This window comes from Agrobacterium sp. MCAB5 (assembly GCF_052114365.1).
Taxonomy (GTDB): domain Bacteria; phylum Pseudomonadota; class Alphaproteobacteria; order Rhizobiales; family Rhizobiaceae; genus Agrobacterium; species Agrobacterium tumefaciens.
Genome location: NZ_JBFREP010000017.1, coordinates 36772 through 54531, shown reverse-complemented (window position 1 = coordinate 54531; position 17760 = coordinate 36772). Strand labels below are relative to the sequence as shown.

Here is a 17760-nt window from a genome sequence, read left to right as displayed (position 1 = left end):
CACCTTCCTCCCACAGCAACGATGGAGGTTGGCTTTGGCTTACGACTGGAATCGCAATGAACGCGAAGGCATGTTTGATGAACTGGCGGCGGCCCTGATATTCTTCACAATCGTCAGCCTGCTTCTGGCGTCCGCATACCTCGTGACAACCTTTGCCAGATAGGGCGGGTTCTTTCACCCGTCTACCGGCGAGGACGAGAAACACCAGCCTGGCAACTTTGGCCAGTGACCGTACAATCAGCCGCCGAATGCCTGCTTAGGGTGAGTGAATGACCATGACAGACGATCTTCGCGGCCATATCCTGCTTCTCTCCGGGCACCCAGGCTCCGGCAAGTCCACAATCGCCGAAACGCTTGCGCACTTGCGCGGCGTGCCAAAGGTTCATTTTCATAGCGATGATCTGTGGGGATACATCAAGCATGGCCGCATCGATCCCTGGCTTCCCGAATCCGATCAACAAAACCGCATGATCATGCAGATCGCCGCCGATGTCGCAGGTCGCTATGCCGAGGCGGGTTATTTCGTCATTGTCGATGGCGTCGTGCGACCGGACTGGCTCCCGGCCTTCCTCGCGCTTGCATGCCCGCTGCACTACATCGTGCTGCGCACGACAGTAACAGAAGCAATCGAACGCTGTCAGGCTCGCGGCGGCGACAGCCTCGGCGATCCGCTGGTCGTGGCCGATCTTCATGCCCAGTTCGCCAATCTCGGGGCTTTCGAGCACAATGTACTATCGTTGTCTGGCAAGGACAGGGATCAGGCCTTGCAGGCGGTCAGCAATGCGCTGCAATCGGCACGTTTCCGTATTGATGCCACGAGCGATGGCAATCGATTACGAACATAAAGGTGAAGCAAGCGTGGCTGTCCCGACAATCTATCTCCTGCGCCACGGCGAAACAGTCTGGAACTGTCTTGGCCGGTTTCAGGGGCAACAGGATTCGCCGCTGACCGCGCGCGGTATCGAACAGGCAGATCAAGTCGCACGCCTGCTCCGTGACGCTCTCTGCGACGATGAGCAGTCTTTCCGGATGCAAATCAGTCCGCTCGGGCGCGTGCGACAGACAGCAGAACGGGTCCTGGCCGAGGTTGCGCTCCCGTATCTCGAAGATGACAGGCTCGTTGAGGTCACCACCGGCTCCTGGGACGGGATGACGCGATTTGAGATTGATGCCGAATTTCCTGGGCGCCTTGAAGGATCCAACGCATTCGACTGATATTTCAGGGCACCGGATGGCGAAAGTTTTGATGACGCCTGCAAGCGCGCGACGTCATGGATCTCGGATCTCCGGCATCCGACGATCGCCATTTCCCATGGCCTGTTCGGGCGGATTCTTCGGGGTGTTTTTCTCGGACTTTCGAAGCTGGAGATGCTCGAACTGCCCGTTCCGCAGGATGGGTTGTACCGACTGGATGATGGCAGGTGCGATCTCATCACAGCTTGACCCGCACCGTCATGATCCAGAAAGCCACGGGCCAAGGACGTCATTCGCCACGTCGACAGGGGAGAAACACATGCATACACTTAACGTCATTTACCTGGCTTATCTCGACTGCCTCAACCGTCAGGCCCTCGATGAGCTCGGCACTTTCGTCGACGATACTGTTGAACACAACGGCCGGGCGTTAGGCCTGTCGGGCTATCGCGACATGCTGGTCAGGGACTTTGCTGATATTCCAGACCTTCGGTTTCAAGCAGAGATCCTTGTCAGCGACGTGCCCCGGATCGGCGCCCGGCTTTCGTTCGATTGCACTCCCAAATCCACCTTCATGGGCCTTCCGGTCAATGGCCGACGCGTTCAGTTCTGCGAGCATGTTTTCTACGACTTCGAACAGACAAAAATCCGCAGGGTCTGGTCGGTCATCGACAAGGCCGCAATTGAGCGCCAGCTCGGCTGACGGCCTTCACCGGACGAAGGTATCTGTGGCCCGCCAGCGCCAGAAAAATGAGCCGAAAGAGTGTGATTGCACGAGACGCTCGCTGAAGCCGGACAGCCTCAATTTATGCAGACAGCTGCTGAGGTCGCGGGCGTTGCACAAAGGTTACATCATATTTCAGGAAAAAAGCATATGAATGATCTCTCATATAAGGGAGTTCAGAGACTATGAAGAAAATCGTATCGACTATCGCATTCGTGCTTGCGGCATCGACTGCAATGGCGGCCGATGCCGTATCAGAAGTTCCTGCAGCCCCGGCAGCAGACGTTGCGCCGCTGTTCAGCTGGACCGGGTTTACCGCCGGTGTCCAGGCCGGCTACGGCTGGAACAACAATGACGCTTCGATCGTCGGCCTTCCCGGACAAACGTCCGCAGACTTCGACGGTGCTCTTGCCGGTGGTTTCGTCGGCTTCAACTACGACCTTGGCAACAGCTGGGTCGTTGGCCTCGAAGCAGACTTCGAAAAGAACTGGGGCGATGATTCAGCCACTATCCTTGGCACGGGCTTTGACTACGGGTTTGACTGGCAGGGTTCCGTTCGTGGCCGGGTCGGCTACGCATTTGACCGTGCCCTGGTCTATGGTACCGCAGGCTGGGCCTATGCTCGCGGCTACGCGGAAGTTCCGGGCATTGCCGACGTGAAGGAAACGTTCAACGGCTACACCGTCGGCGTTGGTCTCGACTACGCGTTTACCGACATGGTGTTCGGACGCGTTGAGTATCGTTACACCGACTTCGGCGACAAGGATTTCGATTTCGGCGGCGCTGCAATCAATGCAGATGTCGACCAGCATGCAATCCGCGTCGGCCTCGGCGTAAAGTTCTGATCCACCCGGACAGCAACAGCAAAAGCCCGGCCATTGTGCCGGGCTTTCTTCTTGTCCCTTTTCCGAAGGCGGGAAACGACAAACCAAGGGTGGCAAGTGCGGGCAACCTGTTGGCCAGGCGCAACGGCACCACAATGACTGAACACGCCGACCAGGACCGGACGCGGCTTGACACGCTCCTTCTCCCGCCTGTAAACGCTCAGCCAGTCTCATCCACGATTTTCCCTTTGAGCCAATCCTCAAGCAGCGCATGATCGGCATCACGCAGCGCCATCTGCGCCAGTTCACATCGCAGCAAGACCCGCAGCGCCTGCGCATCCGTTCCGTCCGCCGGTTTTTGCAGTTGGTTGAGCATCCATGTGCCAAGCAGCACTTTCAGCCGCACCTCAAGCTCTCGTTCCCGCGCGGCAAGGTTCCGCGGATGATGCGGGTGTTTCCTGGGTGGCATTGGATCGGTACACGACTGTTCCCTGCGTTCGACGACGACACTCTTCGTGACCAAGCGCGGTGGCTAGCTGACTGATCCCCTGGATTTGCTTAAGCACGCCAACCGCAGGTCGGAGCAACTTAAAATTTAGATAAAATTTACGCTAAATCTTATCGGTTTGAACCGATCCGCCCATGCTACGTTTCACGCAAGTCAAATCGGGAGGCCGGCTGCGATGATCTGGAATTTGGAGAAACTTGAACAAGAACGTCTCGACCTCATTGAGGTCATCGACAATCTCAAGAGGTGGGAACGTTTCTCTATAGACGACCGGCACATCATCTCATTACAGATCACCGCACATATGATGCGACTTAGCCAACTGGATGAAGACCTGGCGCACTTGCGCAGTCAAGAATTTCGCTCGGTTGAATATCTGGCTGCTGACTGAGGCCCGTCGTTGTGGCGAATTAGGGACCCGTTTGTTCCGTGCTGCCGCTGCGGGAAAGACCTGAGGACATATTGCCCTGTTTCCGCTTCTTCCTACGCCACGCCAGCGCCAATAACTGCGCGCCCTTACCTGAAATGAGCGCCGTCAGCCATGCAAGGCTCACCCATAACTGACCGGGCAACCTACGTGAATTACAGCGTTTTGCCCAGCTGCAACTGCTCGGCCCACAGCAGCTTCCCGCCGCCGGCGAATCCGCCGAGGTGACCGGCCTCGCCACAATGATGACGGCTTACGAGGCCCGCCTCATCGCCGAAACGCTGACGGCGACAGGTAGAAACGCCACACAGGCGATGAAGCACCTGAAGATTTCGAGAAAGACATTCTACGCCAAGGTGAATAAGCACAAGCTTATGGTCGGGAAATCCCGCATGAAGGGCTGAGGCGGGCGGCGGCGTCACAGGCTGCGGATAGCGCCACCATGGACCCGGTAATGTAACTCGCCTGCTGGCTGGCAAGAAAAATGGCGGCGGCGGCGAATTCCTCTGCGCAGCCGTAACGTCCGCCGGGGATGTCCCCGCGCGATGCTTCCTGCACGGCAGCTAGCTCAAGCGCGGTGTTTCTAGCCCTGATGTCATCCAGCACGCGCACGCGGTCGGTGCCACCCCGGCCGAGCAGGATCATGTTGACCGTGACCCCGTGAGGCGCGAGCTCCGTCGACAGCGTTTTCGACCACCCGGCGACCGCGGCGCGAACCGCTTTCGACAGGGCGAAACCGGAAATGGGTCGCTCGATGCCCGATGAACCGATGATGATGATGATGATGATGTGACCCCATTGACGTTCGATCATGCCGTATGCAAGCGCATCGGTGATCGAAAAGAACGAAACCCGCCTCGAATCGACCGCTGAACGCCATGCCTCAGGCGGCTGGCCGAGTGCTGGCGAGCGGCCTTCGGAATGGGCGGAAATGTCGTCGCGCCGCTTTGGCCTTTGCGCTGGCCACGTAGGCGCGGACGATCTCCTGATCCCTTCAAGCGAACGTCCGTTGCCGCCAGTGAGGCCTAAGGCCGCGAGGCGTGGTGCGAACGCGCGAATGACAAATCACCTATGTTGCTCACGCAGAAGGTTTTCAGCCATAAAGGAGACGAAGGCGGACACCTTCGGCGAGGGATGCCGGTTTGCCGGCCAAAGGATGTGGAAGGCACCGACCTCTTGCATATAGTCCTCAAGCACGCTGACCAGCGTACCTCGCCGGAGCTGCTCCCGGATCGCGAATTGCGGCAGGCATGCAAGCCCGAAGCCCCCCTCGGTCAGGCAGATCTGCGGCTCGAGCGTGCTTGCTACCGATGTCACGGGAAGAACAAGTTCAAGGGCCGCGCCGTCCGCCACCATCGGCCAGCGCTCCAGCTTGCCGGTGGACGGATATTTGTGATGATGGCAGGCGTGACCGAGCAGATCGTCGGGCGTCGAAGGCACGCCACGCGCCGCGAGATAATCGGGCGATCCGACGATCCGGTGCGAGAATGCCCCTGCCCGACGCATCATCAATCGCGAGTCCCGGGCTTCGCCGGTGCGGACCACGGCATCGAAACCTTCGTCGATCACATCCACCAGCCGGTCGGTGAAGTCGAGGTCAAGCTCGATCTCGGGATAGGCACGCATGAAGGCCATGACTGCGGGCATCATCAGCATGCCGATTAGTGGCAGGCTGACACGAAGACGTCCGCGCGGCGCCTGACGGATTTGCGACAGCTCCAGTTCAGCGGCCTCGATCTCGCTGAATATCCGGCGGCAGCGATCAAGGAACAGAGCTCCTTCCGCAGTCAGCGTCAACGAGCGCGTCGAGCGATGGAAGAGGCGAACGGCAAGCCGCTCTTCCAGCCGCGCGACCGCCTTGCCGATGGCCGAGCCAGAAACGCCAAGCCTCGCGGCTGCACCCGCAAAACTACCGCAATCTGCCGTTTGAACGAAGGCATTCAATGCGCCGAGATGTTCCATCCACTGGTCCCTATTGCGGACATCTATGTCCGATATGATGAGAACTCTAGCATAATTCTCCAATCGCGGCGACCGGCTTATGGTCAGGGCATGACAAACATGCACTTATTCGCCGCGTCCCCCGTCGACCCGCCCCAACCTCGTCGTCTGCCGCTCTCGGGCCTGCTCGCACTCGCCATGGCCGGCTTCATCACCATTCTGACCGAGGCGTTGCCCGCAGCTTTGCTGCCGCAGATCGGCGCGGGCCTTGCCGTGTCGGACGCACTGGTGGGCCAGATGGTGACGATCTACGCGATTGGATCGCTCATCGCCGCGATCCCGCTGACGGCGGCGACGCAAGGCATACGACGGCGGCGGTTACTCCTCGCTGCCATCGCTGGTTTCGCAATCGCCAATACAGTTACAGCCGTCTCCTCTAGCTATCTGCTGACGATGGTCGCACGATTTTGTGCCGGCGTTTCGGCCGGGTTGCTCTGGGCGTTGCTCGCAGGCTATGCGGCACGCATGGTGCCCGAGGCACTAAAGGGACGGGCTATCGCGGTGGCCATGGTGGGCACGCCGCTCGCGCTGTCGCTTGGCATTCCGGCCGGTACTTTTCTGGGCACCCTCCTCGGGTGGAGGGCGTGTTTTGGCCTCATCAGCGGCATGACTCTGGTACTGGTTGTTTGGGTTATCGCGAAGGTGCCGGACTTCGAAGGCCAGCCTATGGAGCGTCGCCGCGGGCTCGGCACGGTGTTTACTCTGCCCGGCGTGCGCCCGGTCCTGTTCGTCACCATTGCCTTCGTCCTCGCTCACAACATCCTGTACACCTATATCGCCCCGTTCTTGGTCGAGGCCGGCATGGCAGCGCGGACCGATCTTGTGCTTCTGGTCTTCGGCACGACAGCACTGGCAGCCATCTGGATCGTCGGTGTTCTGATTGACCGTCAACTGCGAAGCCTGTCGCTCGCCAGCATCGCTTTGTTCGGGCTTGCAGCGCTGGCGCTTGGGCTATGGGGTGAGAACCCAGCGGTTGTCTACGGTGCAATCGCGGTCTGGGGCCTCGCTTTTGGCGGAACCGCCACGCTGTTTCAGACCGCTCTTTCGAATACCGCAGGCGATGCTGCCGATGTTGCTCAATCCATGTTGGTCACCGCCTGGAACCTGGCCATCGCCGGTGGCGGTATCGTCGGCGGGTTGATCCTGCAGCAGAGTGGCGTTGGCGGCTTCGCCCCAGCCATTCTTATCCTCCTCGTCCCGGCATTCATCACAACACTTCTTGCACGCCATCATGCCTTCCCACCGGCTACCAATCCCTGATCCAAAGGAAATTCTCATGACATCCTCAAATTCTTCGATCGTATCGCGCCTGGACGCTGTGATAGACGGCGCGATTGCAGCCGAACGCATCGTAGGTGCTGTCGTCCTTGTCGCGCTCGACGGCAAAACAATATATTGCCGCGCAGCAGGGCTCGCCGACCGGGATGCCGGCACGGAGATGCGAACTGACGCTATCTTCCGACTGGCCTCCGTCTCGAAACTCTTCTCCGCTGCGGCTGCCCTAGCGCTGGTCAGTCGCGGGATACTGGATCTCGATCGACCAATCACGGAATGGCTACCGGCGTTCACGCCGACCTTCGAGGGACGACCGGCTCTTATCACCTTGCGTCATCTGCTCAGTCACAGCGCAGGGCTCAGCTACGGCTTTTTTGAGCCGGAAGGCGGGCCTCTCGCCCAAGCAGGCGTGTCGGACGGTATGGACCGCGCCGACCTGACGCTTGCCGACAACATCCGGCGCCTTGCCGGCGTCCCCCTCTCCTTCGCTCCGGGATCGGCATTCCGCTATTCGTTGGGGATAGATGTTGTGGGTGCGATGATTGAGGCGGCAACAGGGCTCGCCTTGCCGGAGTCCATCCGCAAGCTCGTCACCGAGCCGCTCGGTCTTAAGGATACCGGTTTCGCGCTTGCCGATCCATCCCGGGTTACGGCTGCATACGCGGACGCCACGCCACGTCCCCGCCGGATGCACGAACCGGACTGCTTGCCATTGCTCCCCGGTATGGCAAGCGTGATGATGGATCCATCACGGGTGTTTGATACCAAGGCTTTTCCTTCAGGCGGCGCCGGTATGGTCGGCACAGCGTTCGATGTGTTGCAGCTGATAGAAGCGTTACGGCAGGGCGGCGGTGATATGATGACTGCCGATCATGCCTCCGTGATGGCGCGCGACCAGATAGCCGGGATCGACATCGAGGGATCGCCGGGCTGGGGCTATGGCCTCGGTTTTTCGGTACTGCGCGACAGCCAGGCCGCAGGCGTGGCCGAGCCGGCAGGCACCTGGCGCTGGGGCGGGGCCTACGGGCATAGCTGGTTCACTGACCCAATTAACGGCCTGACAGTTGTGGCCCTGACCAATACCGCATTTGAAGGCATGTCCGGCGCCGGGCGGTTTTCTACCGATGTCAGTCGGGCCATCTACGCAGCGATGGCGGAGCCGTCATGAGCGAGAAGTGAAATTAGCGATGCTATCCAACAATTCTAATCGAAGACTACGCCTTGAGGCGGGTTCAAACAGTCGCCCTCTTTGCGAACATGCTATAACAACGATTTATCCGCCTCGCGCAGATAATCTCCCTTCACCGAAATATCATTCGTTCACACGATTAGCCAACAGCTTCACGAGATCCATTCATTGATGAAGAATCGCCACGATGAGGGCGGGCGCGTCCTGATGTTGACACCGTCCGGCGACTGAAGGCCGCCGGGAGATTAGAGCTGTATGCGTATCATCCTGAACATGATCCAGGTTTTACCTTGGATTTCGCATAGGAGTCGCTCGTGAGAGACCCAGTTGGTTTATGCGGGAAGCTACAGCCGGATTGGTAACCCGGCACGGTCTCAGCGAACTTTGGAATACAGGAAAGCGTCCCTTGGTTCGTTCGACAAATTTGGATGGAAAAGATACCGCCGAAGCAACGCTTCCTGGGTCATACCAGCCTTTTCCATCACACGTGCTGAGGCCACGTTCATGACATCACAAGCTGCCTCGGTGCGATAGATCATCGGATGCGTAAGGGCATGCTCGATTGCCCATTTTACCACTTCAGTCGCAACGCCCTGTCCCCAGTGATCCTTCCGGACAAGCCAACCGTAGGAAACTCGCGATCCCGCACGTCGCGCGTCAATCCTTCCAACAACTTCGCTCGGCACTTCACGTCGGCAAATGACCGCTGGAAACGTGGAGCCACCTTCCCACTCCAGATAGGAGCGTTCCGCAGCTTCCTGCGTCTGTGAAAGGTCTGTGTGCGGACGCCAAGTGAGATATTTCGTCACTTCACGATCAGTTGCCCAACCAGCAAAGATTGCGTCGCCATCAGATGGTTGAACCCGCCTGACTAGAAACCGCTCTGTGAAGAATTCCTCCGGGAGGCGATACGCCAAGTCCATTCCATCGATCCTTGATCGCGCTCTTGCCAGCGCCATTGCAGCGTACCGCTTGGCGGCGCAACGTACATTATTTGCGGCCGATGCCATGCAACGTTTATAGATTTCCCAAATTAGCCATGGAAATCAGTGCCTGAAATGGAATTCTGTGGTTTTTCTATCTAATGCCGCACTTTTCATCAATATGCTCCCAACCAAGGCGACATTGAATTGCAAAGTGACCGTGACCTGCCACTGAGAATTTCCTCCAGAATAAATTAGAGTCCGGCCCATTTTGAACCGCCCCAGGTTTCTGGACCAGCTGAGGCTAGAGTTTTCCGGCTTCGCAGAGCGGCCGCCCGGCGGTGGGGCAGGTGTCCACACCTCGCCAGACATCAGGGCGGTGTTGCCCGACCGAACAAACCGCACGGTGGCTCCGCGCAGATCACCATTTGATGGTCATTTCTACATCAGATTTCAAATCACGTCGCTAGTGCAGCCACTCGCAACGATAGGCGATGACCGGCTCTGCAAATCCTTTCAGTCTGTATTGATTGCCATGGACGAGGACATCGGCGCTGCCATATTCCTGGAAGGTCTTGTCCGATATCAGGATCTGGTCGCTCTCGGCCGCGGCACAGAGCCTGGCTGCCAGTTGCACTGTCGCACCGAAGAAATCATTTGTGTCCTCGATCGGCTCACCACAATCCAGTCCAATGCGGATGTGAATGGGCTCACCGTTGCCGCTGTTGTAGCGATGGAACTCGCGCTGGATATCAATGGCGCAATCCACGGCAAACGGTACGGACGAGAATACAGCCATTATGCCGTCGCCGGTGTGCTTGACCTCCCGCCCCGACCGTCGCCCGAGACAACCGCGAACCAGGGCATCGTGTGCGCGGACTAGTTCCGCCGCCATACGATCGCCAAGGCGGGCCGTCATCTCGGTTGAACCGACAATATCAGTGAACAGGATCGCACGGTGGCCGGCATCCATATCTTTCGAGATGGTAGCAAGCGACAAGGGATCCTGTATTCGCCCGAGAAACGCTTCCACAGCGGACAGAGCGACTTCCACAACTTCACTGGCGACAAATCCGTGGGCTTCCCGATGTACGCACTGCGCAGTTTCAGCGTCTGGAGCATCGATAAGGCAAAAGGCCGTACCACGCCTTTCATCAAACCAGTAGGTCAGGAACCTGACGCCGTACTGATCCTGAATGTTGAGATCTTTAAGGTGTGCCGCGGCGATATCCGCCGCTGAAACTCCGGCAAGCTCGTGCCTGTCCATGAAGATAGGCATTGCTTCCTCCCGGGAGTACATCGTTGCCTGGTCTTCAAGCCAGTTTACGACTTCCCCGCGCCATCGTCCATCACTCTTACCTGCAACGCTAGTCAGGAGCGGACCACCGATAGAGCGATATTGGTTTGCGTGACAAATTCAGGGTATTCGGCTATCTTACGTCGCCTACGAGCATTCACTGACGCGTAAATTTTCGGTCAGCCTTTGCCCGCCAACTCAATTAATTGGGGGGAATGAAATGACACAGCTCGACGAAACAAAACTGAATTCTTTTATTGGCAAAATGCTGGGCGATCTAGGGGGAGCCTTCAGTGTTCCAACTGTCAGGATTGGCTTGAGATTGGGCCTGTTCGATACGTTGCACCGCGCCGGACCGCTAACATCCACAGGCCTTGCGGCAGCCTCCGGTAACCTGTTGGAACGCTACGTCAGGGAGTGGGCGCTGGCACAGGCGGCAAACGGCTACATCGACTACGACAGCGGTTCGGGGATGTTCAGTCTCTCACCCGAGCAGGCCATGGTGTTCGTCAACAAGGACAGCCCCGTCTATCTCGAAGGAGCTTTCGATCTGGTCGCGGCGATGATCGAGGGAGAGCCCAAGGTTGAGCACAGCTTCCGGACCGGCGGCGGGGTGCGATGGGGTGACACTGCAGGTTGCCTATTCTGCGCAACGGGCGCGTTCTTTCGGCCGGGATATGTGAACAATATTGTCCAATCGTGGCTGCCCGCCCTTCATGGCGTTGAGGACAAACTGGAGAAAGGCGCCCGGGTCGCCGATGTCGGCTGTGGCGTCGGCTTCTCGACAATTCTTATGGCCGAGGCGTACCCCAACGCCAGCTTCACAGGCTATGACTTCCACGAGCCATCCATAGAAGAGGCCAACAAGCATGCCCGAAGCCATGGGGTGGACGACCGGGTGAAATTCGTGGCGGCGACGGCCAAAGACATCAAGGATACGGATTTCGATCTCATCACCAGTTTCGACTGTCTGCATGATATGGGTGATCCGCGTGGGTGTGCGGGGCACATGTCTCGTATCCTTAAAAAGGACGGCACCTGGATGATCGTCGAACCTATCGCGGGCGACCGCCCGGCGGACAATATGAATCCTGTCGGCCGCCTTTACTACAATGCATCAACCATGATTTGCGTGCCAACGTCACTTGACCAGGAGGTTGGTGAAGGATTGGGAGCTCAGGCTGGCGAAGCTAAGCTCTCAGAGGTCATTCGTTCGGGTGGCTTTTCCAGCGTCAGGCGAGCCTTCACCGGGCCTTTCAACATGGTTCTGGAAGCGCGGGTTTAGGAGTGTTTCGGGAGCGTTGCGTGCCAGCATTGTAGACCAGAGCATTTGCCAGTTCATAGTGCGGAACATGGCGACGAGATTTGGTGGCGATCAGCCGTTAGTGCTCTTGCGTCGTCGACGAGGTTGCGGCGCTTTCCGATGAGGCGCTCGAACTCGCGTTACGTCATCAACACATGAGATGGCCTGCCGCGATGGGTGATCGTCACGGATCCCGCTTGGGCGGCTTTCTTTGCCTTGCTAACGTCAAGATCGACTTCACTGCAGGAAAAACGTGTCATGGTCATCGGAAACCTCTATGTAATCCGAAATCCGCAAAGCGGAGGAGCCACCTCCCCTGCGGCATCCCAATCTGGCAAAATTTCATCATGAGGAGATCGCTGCTCTTCACGACCAGCTTTGCAACGAGGAGACGAGGGCACAGGCGGCCGATAAGCTTCTCACGCTGGTAAACCGCATTGATCTCGTGCCAGATGGTGCGGAACTGGTGATCGTACTGCGCGGCAATCTGGCCGCGATCCTGACGTTTGCTTCTGGCAAGAGGAAAACAGAGTTCCTCAACGAGAGGGCGATACTTGACAAACTGTTGAGCCGAGCCAGGACGATCGAAGGGCAAAAACGCAAAAAGCCACGTGATGGGGCTTTATTGGGATCGCAGGGATATTGGTTGCGGGGGCGTGAGTCCACGGAGACTTGTAATTTTAAGACGGATAGGATGCCGCTAAAATGACTTCCGCTTTGCGCGAATAACAAGGGCGGTGGGCCTCTATTCCTGCTGTCGAACTCGTTTCGATGCGATACCTATCCATTCATAAAGGATGCCCTGGTCCAGTTTCGAAAAGCGCGCTCGATGTTTTAACCACTCCAGCGAGTCACCAGGATTACAGCGGGCATAGTCCTCCCGAATAAGTGCCTCATAATCTTCGCGAAGCCCTAGGTCAGACGGTTCGATCTGGAGCATCAGGCCGTTCGCCGACAGATGCAGCGCCGGTTGCTCGGTCCCGCTCATCGCCGACCTCCGACTTCGTCGATATGAAGCAGGAGATCTGCCGGATCGTCATAGACACGTATTGCACCCGCGTCTCTCAGCTCTTCCTTGTCATAGCCGCCGCTTAGCAAGCCAACCCCGAGCGCGCGCGCACGAATCGCTGCAAGCATGTCCCAGATACTATCGCCTACAACCACCGCTTTACCGATATCGACGCCAAGCGCGTCTGCTGCGGCAAGAAATAAATCGGGATCAGGCTTGGCATACTTGACCATATCCCGAGTGATGACGGGAAACGACGACGTGTCCACTCCAAGCGCAGCAATGTTTACTGATGCCGTCTCCATCCGGCCACTGGTCGCAATTGCAAATGGAATTCCGGCGTCAGCCAGCCAGCGCAGAAGTTCGCTGGCGCCAGGAAGGGGATGAATTTTGGAGCCCAGTCGGCGATATGCCTCCGTATGGCGATGTCTCAGTCGCTCGTTTAGCGCGTCCGTAATCTCAATTCCGGTCTCACGAAGCAACTGATTGGTGAACAGTCCTCCGCTCATTCCGATCTTTCGATGGATCCGCCAGACGGAAAGATCGATCCCCTCCTCATCGAGAGCCTCCTTCCAGGCGAGAACGTGCTGATAGACGCTGTCGACCAACGTGCCATCCAAGTCAAAAAGAAAAGCATGATCTATCCGCATCGTAGTTCTCCCTACAGGTTTTCACGCCGTTAGGCCGCAAATTGTATGAAGCAATGCCTATGCCAATGTTCCGGGTCCGAAAAATCAGCTAGTTATAAATCCAGCCATGACGGCAACGGACAAAGTGTCCCAAATTTCGTGGCAAAATGTCCTGCCGGACCGTCCCCCCAATTTTGACGAAATATTTGATTTTACTGTTTTATTGTGCTGAGCTTCATTCATGAAGTCGTCGTTCTATATACTCCATACTTAAAATCGAGCGCCTCGATGCGATTGAAGCGGGGATTGAATGAAGCTCAGCTATGAACTGCTGCTTGCCAGTGCCGAATGGATCGTGCGCCTGGGCGCGCTTATTGTTATCCCGCAACGGCGCTCCCCCTCCTCTGCCCGGGCATGGCTGCTTCTGATTTTCTTTCTGCCGATCCCAGGGCTCATTCTGTTTCTGGCAATCGGAAACGACCGCTTCCCGAAATGGAGACGGGCACGGTTTCAGTCCCTGCGACCATTCTTCGAGGCGACGGCAGATAGCTTGAAGCCCTTTCAGGCATTTCTTGACGCAAGGCAGCCTGTTGCTGAACTCGCAACCGCTCTTGGGCGATTTCCCGCCACAGATGGAAACAGGATTGAGTTGATCGACGACTATGACGGCGTGATCGACAGGCTTGTTGAAGATATCGATACATCGACGTCAACGGTGCATCTACTGGTCTATATCTTTGCCGATGACGTCGTTGGCCAGAAAATCGCCGACGCGCTTGGTCGCGCGAGGGCACGTGGGGTCGATGTAAAGGTTATGTTCGATCCGGTCGGATCGCACCATTGGCGACACGGCACGCTGCGGATGCTTCATGCACAAGGCGTTTCGGTGCGTGAAGCCCTTCCGTTGCACTTCATCAGGTTCCGTTCTCGTGGCGACATGCGCAATCATCGCAAACTATTCGTCATCGATGGTCAAATCGGTTATGCGGGTTCACAGAATCTGGTTGCGAAAGATTTCCGCAAAGGGATTACCAATCATGAGTTGGTCGTACGGGTGCAGGGGCCGGTTGTCGCGGTGATGGATGCGGTCGTCAAAGGCGACTGGAGCATTGAGACAGGAGAGCCTGCAACGGCCGGGAGCGTTCGCCCCCAACAAGCCGGGTCTGCGCAGGCGCAACTCCTGCCGAGTGGAGAGGATTATCGGCTGGAGGGCTTTGAATCCTTGCTGGTCTGGCAAATCCATCAGGCGCGCGAGCGCATCGTTCTGGTGACACCGTACTTCATTCCGGATGAGGATATCCTTGGCGCCTTGCGGACAGCCGTCGTCCGTGGTGTGACTGTCGACATTGTCCTATCGAAGGTGATCGATCAGCGTTTAGTCAGGCTATCACAGTGCTCTTACTATGAGGATCTGCTGGGTGCCGGCGTGAAGATTCATCTTTATCGCGACTATTTATTGCACGCGAAGAACGTCGGTATCGACGACAATCTTGCAATCGTGGGATCGAGCAATGTCGATCTGCGCTCATTCCAGTTGAACGAAGAAGTCAGTCTGTTGCTATACGACGCCGATTCAATCCAGCGTGTCGACGCGATCCAGCGGAAGTATATGGAGAGCGCAGATACTCTCGATCTCAACACATGGAGAAAACGGCCACGATTGCGCAAAGTTCGCGAAAATGCAGCCCGGATGGTCAACTCGCTTTTTTAGTAACGGCCTGCGCCACCGGCCCTTGCCAAGACACGGCGTGCGGCCCCGCTGCGCAGGCTGAAACTTTGTAATGGCGAGCCAACTATCGATCCTGATCACGCGCCTCGGCTATGGTCTTGTCGATCAGGCCTTCATGGTGTCGAATGAAGTCGTCGCGGGTCATCCCGGAAGCCTTCCAGGCTTCCTGAAGGTTGGAATCCCTGTCCAGCCATTGATTACGGACCTGATGATCAAGTTTATGACGCCGGGCGTCCTGTGATCCATGTGATGCTCTGTCATGATCCTTGGACATTCTTTAGTCCTCCAAATTCGTTGAACGATTTTACCCACCGCTTCCGCGATGCCGTGTTCTGTCGAAAATCGTGGCTCGGTCGTGAAAACCGGTGATCGATCCCAAATAAATAAGTCCTAACTTCCGGATCGATCATCGGCCTGCCGATAGACGCCAACCGCCTGATATGGAATTGACACGCGGCCGGGCTCTCGTAGACAGGTCAGGATGCGTTAATCCCAGTTGGCCTCCTTCGCCCACTTGTCGACCTCTTTTCGAACCTCCTCCTTGTCGAGCCCGTAGAGATCCTGGAGCTTGCCTTCCAACCGCTCACGGTCACCATCGATGATATCGATGTCATTGTCGGTAAGCTTGCCCCAGGTTGCCTTGATTGCACCTTTTGCAGCCTTCCAATTTCCCTCAATACGATCCCAATTCATTTTCGACTCCTTGAGTTTCGCTTCGGTATCAAAGCCTCCGATACGGTCGATCCAAAGATCAAAAGCTTTGTAACGACACGGAAGCAACCGACGTGCCATTTCGGAAAATCTCATGAAATCAGACCGTTAATTCCATTTTCCATTCGATGAAGGACAAATTATCGAAGTCAGCCCGGCCAAGTTGTCCTAATGACCCGTTGAGAGGGTGAATGTCGTGAACTTGAGATAGCCGAAAGTCGCTTTCTTCGTCACAGAAACAGCCGTGCATCATCCCTGTTGTATTCGGTGCGTCCGAAAGGGTTGGACAAATAGTCCGAGCCACACGGCACCATTGCAACTTTTTCAGGCTATCTTATTGATTTCAATATTTTTATTTTATTGGCATGTTTTTTGCTTTGTTGTCTCAGTGAAGAATTGAGCGGGCTACGGAAGGCGCTCGCCCACATTCTGTCGAGTCACCAGGAGAAGGCAGGGATCAAAATGAGCGAAACTCTTACTCTCGATGACCATCAGGCAATTCGTGAATGGGCCGCCGCCCGAGCAGGTAACCCGGCCTTCATTTCAACGTCAGACGATAGCGCTCCTGTTCTGCGGATCGCATTCGAACCGGAGTATTTTGCCGATGTCGAACGTCCCCTGGATGCCGGAGGGCTGGAAGTTGTTGAATGGGACGACTGGTTCCGTGTCTTCGAGGAGGAGAAGCTCGTCATGCTGGTCTCAAAGGAGCGCCCGGGGAAACTGGACAATTACCATCAGATTCTCAAAGCCTGATCTTTATTAGTTAAGCGCATGTCAGACCTTGTACCACCACACGCCAGCAAGCGCAGAATGGAATCGATGATCGATCCTTTCGGGCGCACGATCACCTATCTCAGGGTATCGGTTACGGATCGCTGTGACTTTCGCTGCACGTATTGCATGGCGGAGCATATGACTTTCCTCCCCAAGAAGGACCTCTTGACGCTGGAGGAACTGGAGCGCCTATGTTCCGCTTTCGTAGACAAGGGGGTGCGCAAACTTCGACTGACCGGCGGAGAACCTCTGGTCCGGAAGAACATCATGCAACTGATCCAGCGACTATCGCGCCACCTGCAGTCTGGTGCGCTGGATGAATTGACACTGACAACCAACGGTTCGCAACTCGCGCGCTTTGCAGATGAGCTTGCCGATTGTGGCATCCGGCGGATCAATGTATCGCTCGACACCCTCAACCCGGAAAAGTTTCGGGCAATTACCCGTTGGGGCGAGCTCGCCCGAGTTCTCGAGGGACTTGATGCCGCAAGGCGGGCGGGTATCCGCGTCAAAATCAATACAGTTGCGTTGAAAGACTTCAACGAGGCGGAAATTCCCGATCTGGTCCGCTGGGCACATGGTCAGGGCATGGATCTCACCCTCATCGAGACCATGCCGCTAGGGGAAATCGAATTCGACCGTACCGATCAATATCTGTCGCTCTCGCAGGTGCGTGAAGACCTGTCGTCAAGGTTCACACTGACAGACGCGTCGTATCGAACGGGAGGTCCAGCTCGCTATGTAGCTGTCGCCGAAACCGGGGGAAGGCTTGGTTTCATTACACCACTGAGCCACAATTTCTGCGAAAGCTGTAACCGCGTCCGCCTGACCTGCACAGGCATGCTTTATATGTGCCTTGGGCAGAACGATGAGGCAGATTTGCGAAAGGCACTGCGCCAAAGCAATGGCGAACTGGATCTTGGCCGAGCCATCGACGAGGCGATTGCGCGTAAACCCAAAGGGCACGATTTCATCATCGATCGCGACCACAATCGCCCCGCTTTAGCGCGCCATATGAGCCTTACAGGTGGTTGAGAATTCCCGCACGCTTCACCTATCCGCCAGATTGGCGCGTCGTCATGATGACGTATGGGTTCAGAAGAAACGGAACTCAGGAATTCGTGGTCGGGGCCTCCCATCGCACGATTTCTCGGTGAGGAAACTTTCCCTTCATGGACGGAGCGGCCCATCCTTGGATCGCGCCCAACGCCCGTGGAATTACCTATCGCCATAGGTGTCGTGC

Annotated in this window: 21 protein-coding genes and 2 pseudogenes; 14 read left to right on the top strand and 9 right to left on the bottom strand. The window is 56.9% G+C overall.

Annotation, left to right across the window (positions count from 1 at the left end):
• Positions 1 to 34 precede the first annotated feature (34 nt).
• From AB4Z23_RS25705 to AB4Z23_RS25685, 5 genes and pseudogenes are all read left to right on the top strand, one after another.
• The gene (locus AB4Z23_RS25705; protein ID WP_003518932.1) at positions 35 to 163 is read left to right on the top strand and encodes a hypothetical protein; all 129 of its coding nucleotides are present in this window, start codon (positions 35 to 37) and stop codon (positions 161 to 163) included.
• 106 nt (positions 164 to 269) lie between these two features.
• Positions 270 to 845, top strand: a complete 576-nt coding sequence (locus AB4Z23_RS25700; protein WP_035200504.1) for an AAA family ATPase — start codon at positions 270 to 272, stop codon at positions 843 to 845.
• Positions 823 to 1443 (top strand): annotated as a pseudogene (locus AB4Z23_RS25695) (histidine phosphatase family protein). Before AB4Z23_RS25700 ends, AB4Z23_RS25695 begins: the two are co-directional and overlap by 23 nt.
• A gap of 70 nt (positions 1444 to 1513) precedes the next feature.
• Positions 1514 to 1897, top strand: a complete 384-nt coding sequence (locus AB4Z23_RS25690; protein ID WP_060642207.1) for an ester cyclase — start codon at positions 1514 to 1516, stop codon at positions 1895 to 1897.
• 206 nt (positions 1898 to 2103) lie between these two features.
• Complete coding sequence (locus AB4Z23_RS25685) at positions 2104 to 2763, top strand: outer membrane protein (RefSeq protein WP_013762458.1); 660 nt, start codon at positions 2104 to 2106, stop codon at positions 2761 to 2763.
• A 199-nt stretch (positions 2764 to 2962) separates the two neighbouring features.
• Here the strand turns inward: AB4Z23_RS25685 and AB4Z23_RS25680 are convergent, their stop codons facing one another.
• Positions 2963 to 3148 (bottom strand): hypothetical protein, encoded by a 186-nt coding sequence (locus AB4Z23_RS25680; protein WP_441360989.1) that lies wholly within the window; start codon positions 3146 to 3148, stop codon positions 2963 to 2965.
• Positions 3149 to 3425: 277 nt separating this feature from the next.
• On the opposite strand from AB4Z23_RS25680, the gene AB4Z23_RS25675 reads away from it, so the two are divergent.
• Together AB4Z23_RS25675 and AB4Z23_RS25670 are read left to right on the top strand one after the other, a co-directional pair.
• Positions 3426 to 3641: a hypothetical protein gene (locus tag AB4Z23_RS25675; protein ID WP_065659437.1), complete on the top strand. Its 216-nt coding sequence runs from the start codon at positions 3426 to 3428 to the stop codon at positions 3639 to 3641.
• 260 nt (positions 3642 to 3901) lie between these two features.
• A complete protein-coding gene (locus AB4Z23_RS25670; RefSeq protein ID WP_421475844.1) occupies positions 3902 to 4081 on the top strand; it encodes a helix-turn-helix domain-containing protein in 180 nt (59 codons plus the stop codon).
• On the opposite strand, the gene AB4Z23_RS25665 is transcribed toward AB4Z23_RS25670, so the two are convergent.
• Together AB4Z23_RS25665 and AB4Z23_RS25660 are read right to left on the bottom strand one after the other, a co-directional pair.
• Positions 4050 to 4610: an SDR family oxidoreductase gene (locus AB4Z23_RS25665; RefSeq protein WP_441360998.1), complete on the bottom strand. Its 561-nt coding sequence runs from the start codon at positions 4608 to 4610 to the stop codon at positions 4050 to 4052. The two genes, AB4Z23_RS25670 and AB4Z23_RS25665, sit on opposite strands and share 32 nt — an antisense overlap.
• 132 nt (positions 4611 to 4742) lie before the next feature.
• On the bottom strand, positions 4743 to 5639 hold the full coding sequence (locus AB4Z23_RS25660) for a LysR family transcriptional regulator (protein ID WP_112522113.1): 897 nt from the start codon (positions 5637 to 5639) through the stop codon (positions 4743 to 4745).
• Between the two features lie 99 nt (positions 5640 to 5738).
• Between AB4Z23_RS25660 and AB4Z23_RS25655 the strand changes: the two genes are divergently transcribed.
• Together AB4Z23_RS25655 and AB4Z23_RS25650 are read left to right on the top strand one after the other, a co-directional pair.
• Positions 5739 to 6938 (top strand): MFS transporter, encoded by a 1200-nt coding sequence (locus AB4Z23_RS25655; protein ID WP_441360988.1) that lies wholly within the window; start codon positions 5739 to 5741, stop codon positions 6936 to 6938.
• Between the two features lie 16 nt (positions 6939 to 6954).
• Positions 6955 to 8121: a serine hydrolase domain-containing protein gene (locus tag AB4Z23_RS25650; RefSeq protein ID WP_441360987.1), complete on the top strand. Its 1167-nt coding sequence runs from the start codon at positions 6955 to 6957 to the stop codon at positions 8119 to 8121.
• Between the two features lie 395 nt (positions 8122 to 8516).
• Here the strand turns inward: AB4Z23_RS25650 and AB4Z23_RS25645 are convergent, their stop codons facing one another.
• Together AB4Z23_RS25645 and AB4Z23_RS25640 are read right to left on the bottom strand one after the other, a co-directional pair.
• Entirely contained in the window at positions 8517 to 9065 is a 549-nt protein-coding gene (locus AB4Z23_RS25645) for a GNAT family N-acetyltransferase (protein WP_441360986.1), read from the bottom strand.
• A gap of 466 nt (positions 9066 to 9531) precedes the next feature.
• Positions 9532 to 10344 carry a nickel-binding protein gene (locus tag AB4Z23_RS25640; protein WP_441360985.1) on the bottom strand — a complete coding sequence of 271 codons (813 nt, stop codon included), beginning with the start codon at positions 10342 to 10344 and terminating at the stop codon, positions 9532 to 9534.
• A gap of 238 nt (positions 10345 to 10582) precedes the next feature.
• On the opposite strand from AB4Z23_RS25640, the gene AB4Z23_RS25635 reads away from it, so the two are divergent.
• Complete coding sequence (locus AB4Z23_RS25635; RefSeq protein WP_441360984.1) at positions 10583 to 11647, top strand: class I SAM-dependent methyltransferase; 1065 nt, start codon at positions 10583 to 10585, stop codon at positions 11645 to 11647.
• A 161-nt stretch (positions 11648 to 11808) separates the two neighbouring features.
• On the opposite strand, the pseudogene AB4Z23_RS25630 reads toward AB4Z23_RS25635, so the two are convergent.
• The 3 genes and pseudogenes from AB4Z23_RS25630 to AB4Z23_RS25620 form a co-directional block, all read right to left on the bottom strand.
• Positions 11809 to 11931 (bottom strand): annotated as a pseudogene (locus tag AB4Z23_RS25630) (type II toxin-antitoxin system Phd/YefM family antitoxin); the annotation flags it as partial.
• Positions 11932 to 12410: 479 nt separating this feature from the next.
• On the bottom strand, positions 12411 to 12653 hold the full coding sequence (locus tag AB4Z23_RS25625; RefSeq protein ID WP_223568841.1) for a hypothetical protein: 243 nt from the start codon (positions 12651 to 12653) through the stop codon (positions 12411 to 12413).
• Positions 12650 to 13324, bottom strand: a complete 675-nt coding sequence (locus AB4Z23_RS25620; RefSeq protein WP_441360983.1) for an HAD family hydrolase — start codon at positions 13322 to 13324, stop codon at positions 12650 to 12652. Before AB4Z23_RS25620 ends, AB4Z23_RS25625 begins: the two co-directional genes overlap by 4 nt.
• A gap of 289 nt (positions 13325 to 13613) precedes the next feature.
• On the opposite strand from AB4Z23_RS25620, the gene cls reads away from it, so the two are divergent.
• Positions 13614 to 15014, top strand: a complete 1401-nt coding sequence (cls, locus tag AB4Z23_RS25615; RefSeq protein ID WP_441360982.1) for a cardiolipin synthase — start codon at positions 13614 to 13616, stop codon at positions 15012 to 15014.
• A gap of 70 nt (positions 15015 to 15084) precedes the next feature.
• Positions 15085 to 15273 carry a hypothetical protein gene (locus AB4Z23_RS25610; protein WP_441360981.1) on the top strand — a complete coding sequence of 63 codons (189 nt, stop codon included), beginning with the start codon at positions 15085 to 15087 and terminating at the stop codon, positions 15271 to 15273.
• Positions 15274 to 15518: 245 nt separating this feature from the next.
• Here AB4Z23_RS25610 and AB4Z23_RS25605 read toward each other — a convergent pair whose 3' ends face one another.
• Positions 15519 to 15725 carry a CsbD family protein gene (locus tag AB4Z23_RS25605; RefSeq protein WP_142781616.1) on the bottom strand — a complete coding sequence of 69 codons (207 nt, stop codon included), beginning with the start codon at positions 15723 to 15725 and terminating at the stop codon, positions 15519 to 15521.
• Between the two features lie 480 nt (positions 15726 to 16205).
• On the opposite strand from AB4Z23_RS25605, the gene AB4Z23_RS25600 reads away from it, so the two are divergent.
• Both AB4Z23_RS25600 and moaA read left to right on the top strand, forming a co-directional pair.
• Entirely contained in the window at positions 16206 to 16496 is a 291-nt protein-coding gene (locus AB4Z23_RS25600; protein WP_441360980.1) for a hypothetical protein, read from the top strand.
• Between the two features lie 66 nt (positions 16497 to 16562).
• Positions 16563 to 17552, top strand: a complete 990-nt coding sequence (gene moaA, locus AB4Z23_RS25595) for a GTP 3',8-cyclase MoaA (protein ID WP_441360997.1) — start codon at positions 16563 to 16565, stop codon at positions 17550 to 17552.
• Positions 17553 to 17760 lie beyond the last annotated feature (208 nt).

Bases quoted from the DNA above. Each gene is read 5' to 3' on its own strand.
- AB4Z23_RS25700 (WP_035200504.1), top strand. From the start codon at position 270: ATGACCATGACAGACGATCTTCGCGGCCATATCCTGCTTCTCTCCGGG.
- AB4Z23_RS25690 (WP_060642207.1), top strand. From the start codon at position 1,514: ATGCATACACTTAACGTCATTTACCTGGCTTATCTCGACTGCCTCAAC.
- AB4Z23_RS25685 (WP_013762458.1), top strand. From the start codon at position 2,104: ATGAAGAAAATCGTATCGACTATCGCATTCGTGCTTGCGGCATCGACT.
- AB4Z23_RS25675 (WP_065659437.1), top strand. From the start codon at position 3,426: ATGATCTGGAATTTGGAGAAACTTGAACAAGAACGTCTCGACCTCATT.
- AB4Z23_RS25660 (WP_112522113.1), bottom strand. From the start codon at position 5,639: ATGGAACATCTCGGCGCATTGAATGCCTTCGTTCAAACGGCAGATTGC.
- AB4Z23_RS25655 (WP_441360988.1), top strand. From the start codon at position 5,739: ATGCACTTATTCGCCGCGTCCCCCGTCGACCCGCCCCAACCTCGTCGT.
- AB4Z23_RS25650 (WP_441360987.1), top strand. From the start codon at position 6,955: ATGACATCCTCAAATTCTTCGATCGTATCGCGCCTGGACGCTGTGATA.
- AB4Z23_RS25645 (WP_441360986.1), bottom strand. From the start codon at position 9,065: ATGGACTTGGCGTATCGCCTCCCGGAGGAATTCTTCACAGAGCGGTTT.
- AB4Z23_RS25640 (WP_441360985.1), bottom strand. From the start codon at position 10,344: ATGCCTATCTTCATGGACAGGCACGAGCTTGCCGGAGTTTCAGCGGCG.
- AB4Z23_RS25635 (WP_441360984.1), top strand. From the start codon at position 10,583: ATGACACAGCTCGACGAAACAAAACTGAATTCTTTTATTGGCAAAATG.
- AB4Z23_RS25625 (WP_223568841.1), bottom strand. From the start codon at position 12,653: ATGAGCGGGACCGAGCAACCGGCGCTGCATCTGTCGGCGAACGGCCTG.
- AB4Z23_RS25620 (WP_441360983.1), bottom strand. From the start codon at position 13,324: ATGCGGATAGATCATGCTTTTCTTTTTGACTTGGATGGCACGTTGGTC.
- cls (WP_441360982.1), top strand. From the start codon at position 13,614: ATGAAGCTCAGCTATGAACTGCTGCTTGCCAGTGCCGAATGGATCGTG.
- AB4Z23_RS25610 (WP_441360981.1), top strand. From the start codon at position 15,085: ATGGCGAGCCAACTATCGATCCTGATCACGCGCCTCGGCTATGGTCTT.
- AB4Z23_RS25605 (WP_142781616.1), bottom strand. From the start codon at position 15,725: ATGAATTGGGATCGTATTGAGGGAAATTGGAAGGCTGCAAAAGGTGCA.
- AB4Z23_RS25600 (WP_441360980.1), top strand. From the start codon at position 16,206: ATGAGCGAAACTCTTACTCTCGATGACCATCAGGCAATTCGTGAATGG.
- moaA (WP_441360997.1), top strand. From the start codon at position 16,563: ATGATCGATCCTTTCGGGCGCACGATCACCTATCTCAGGGTATCGGTT.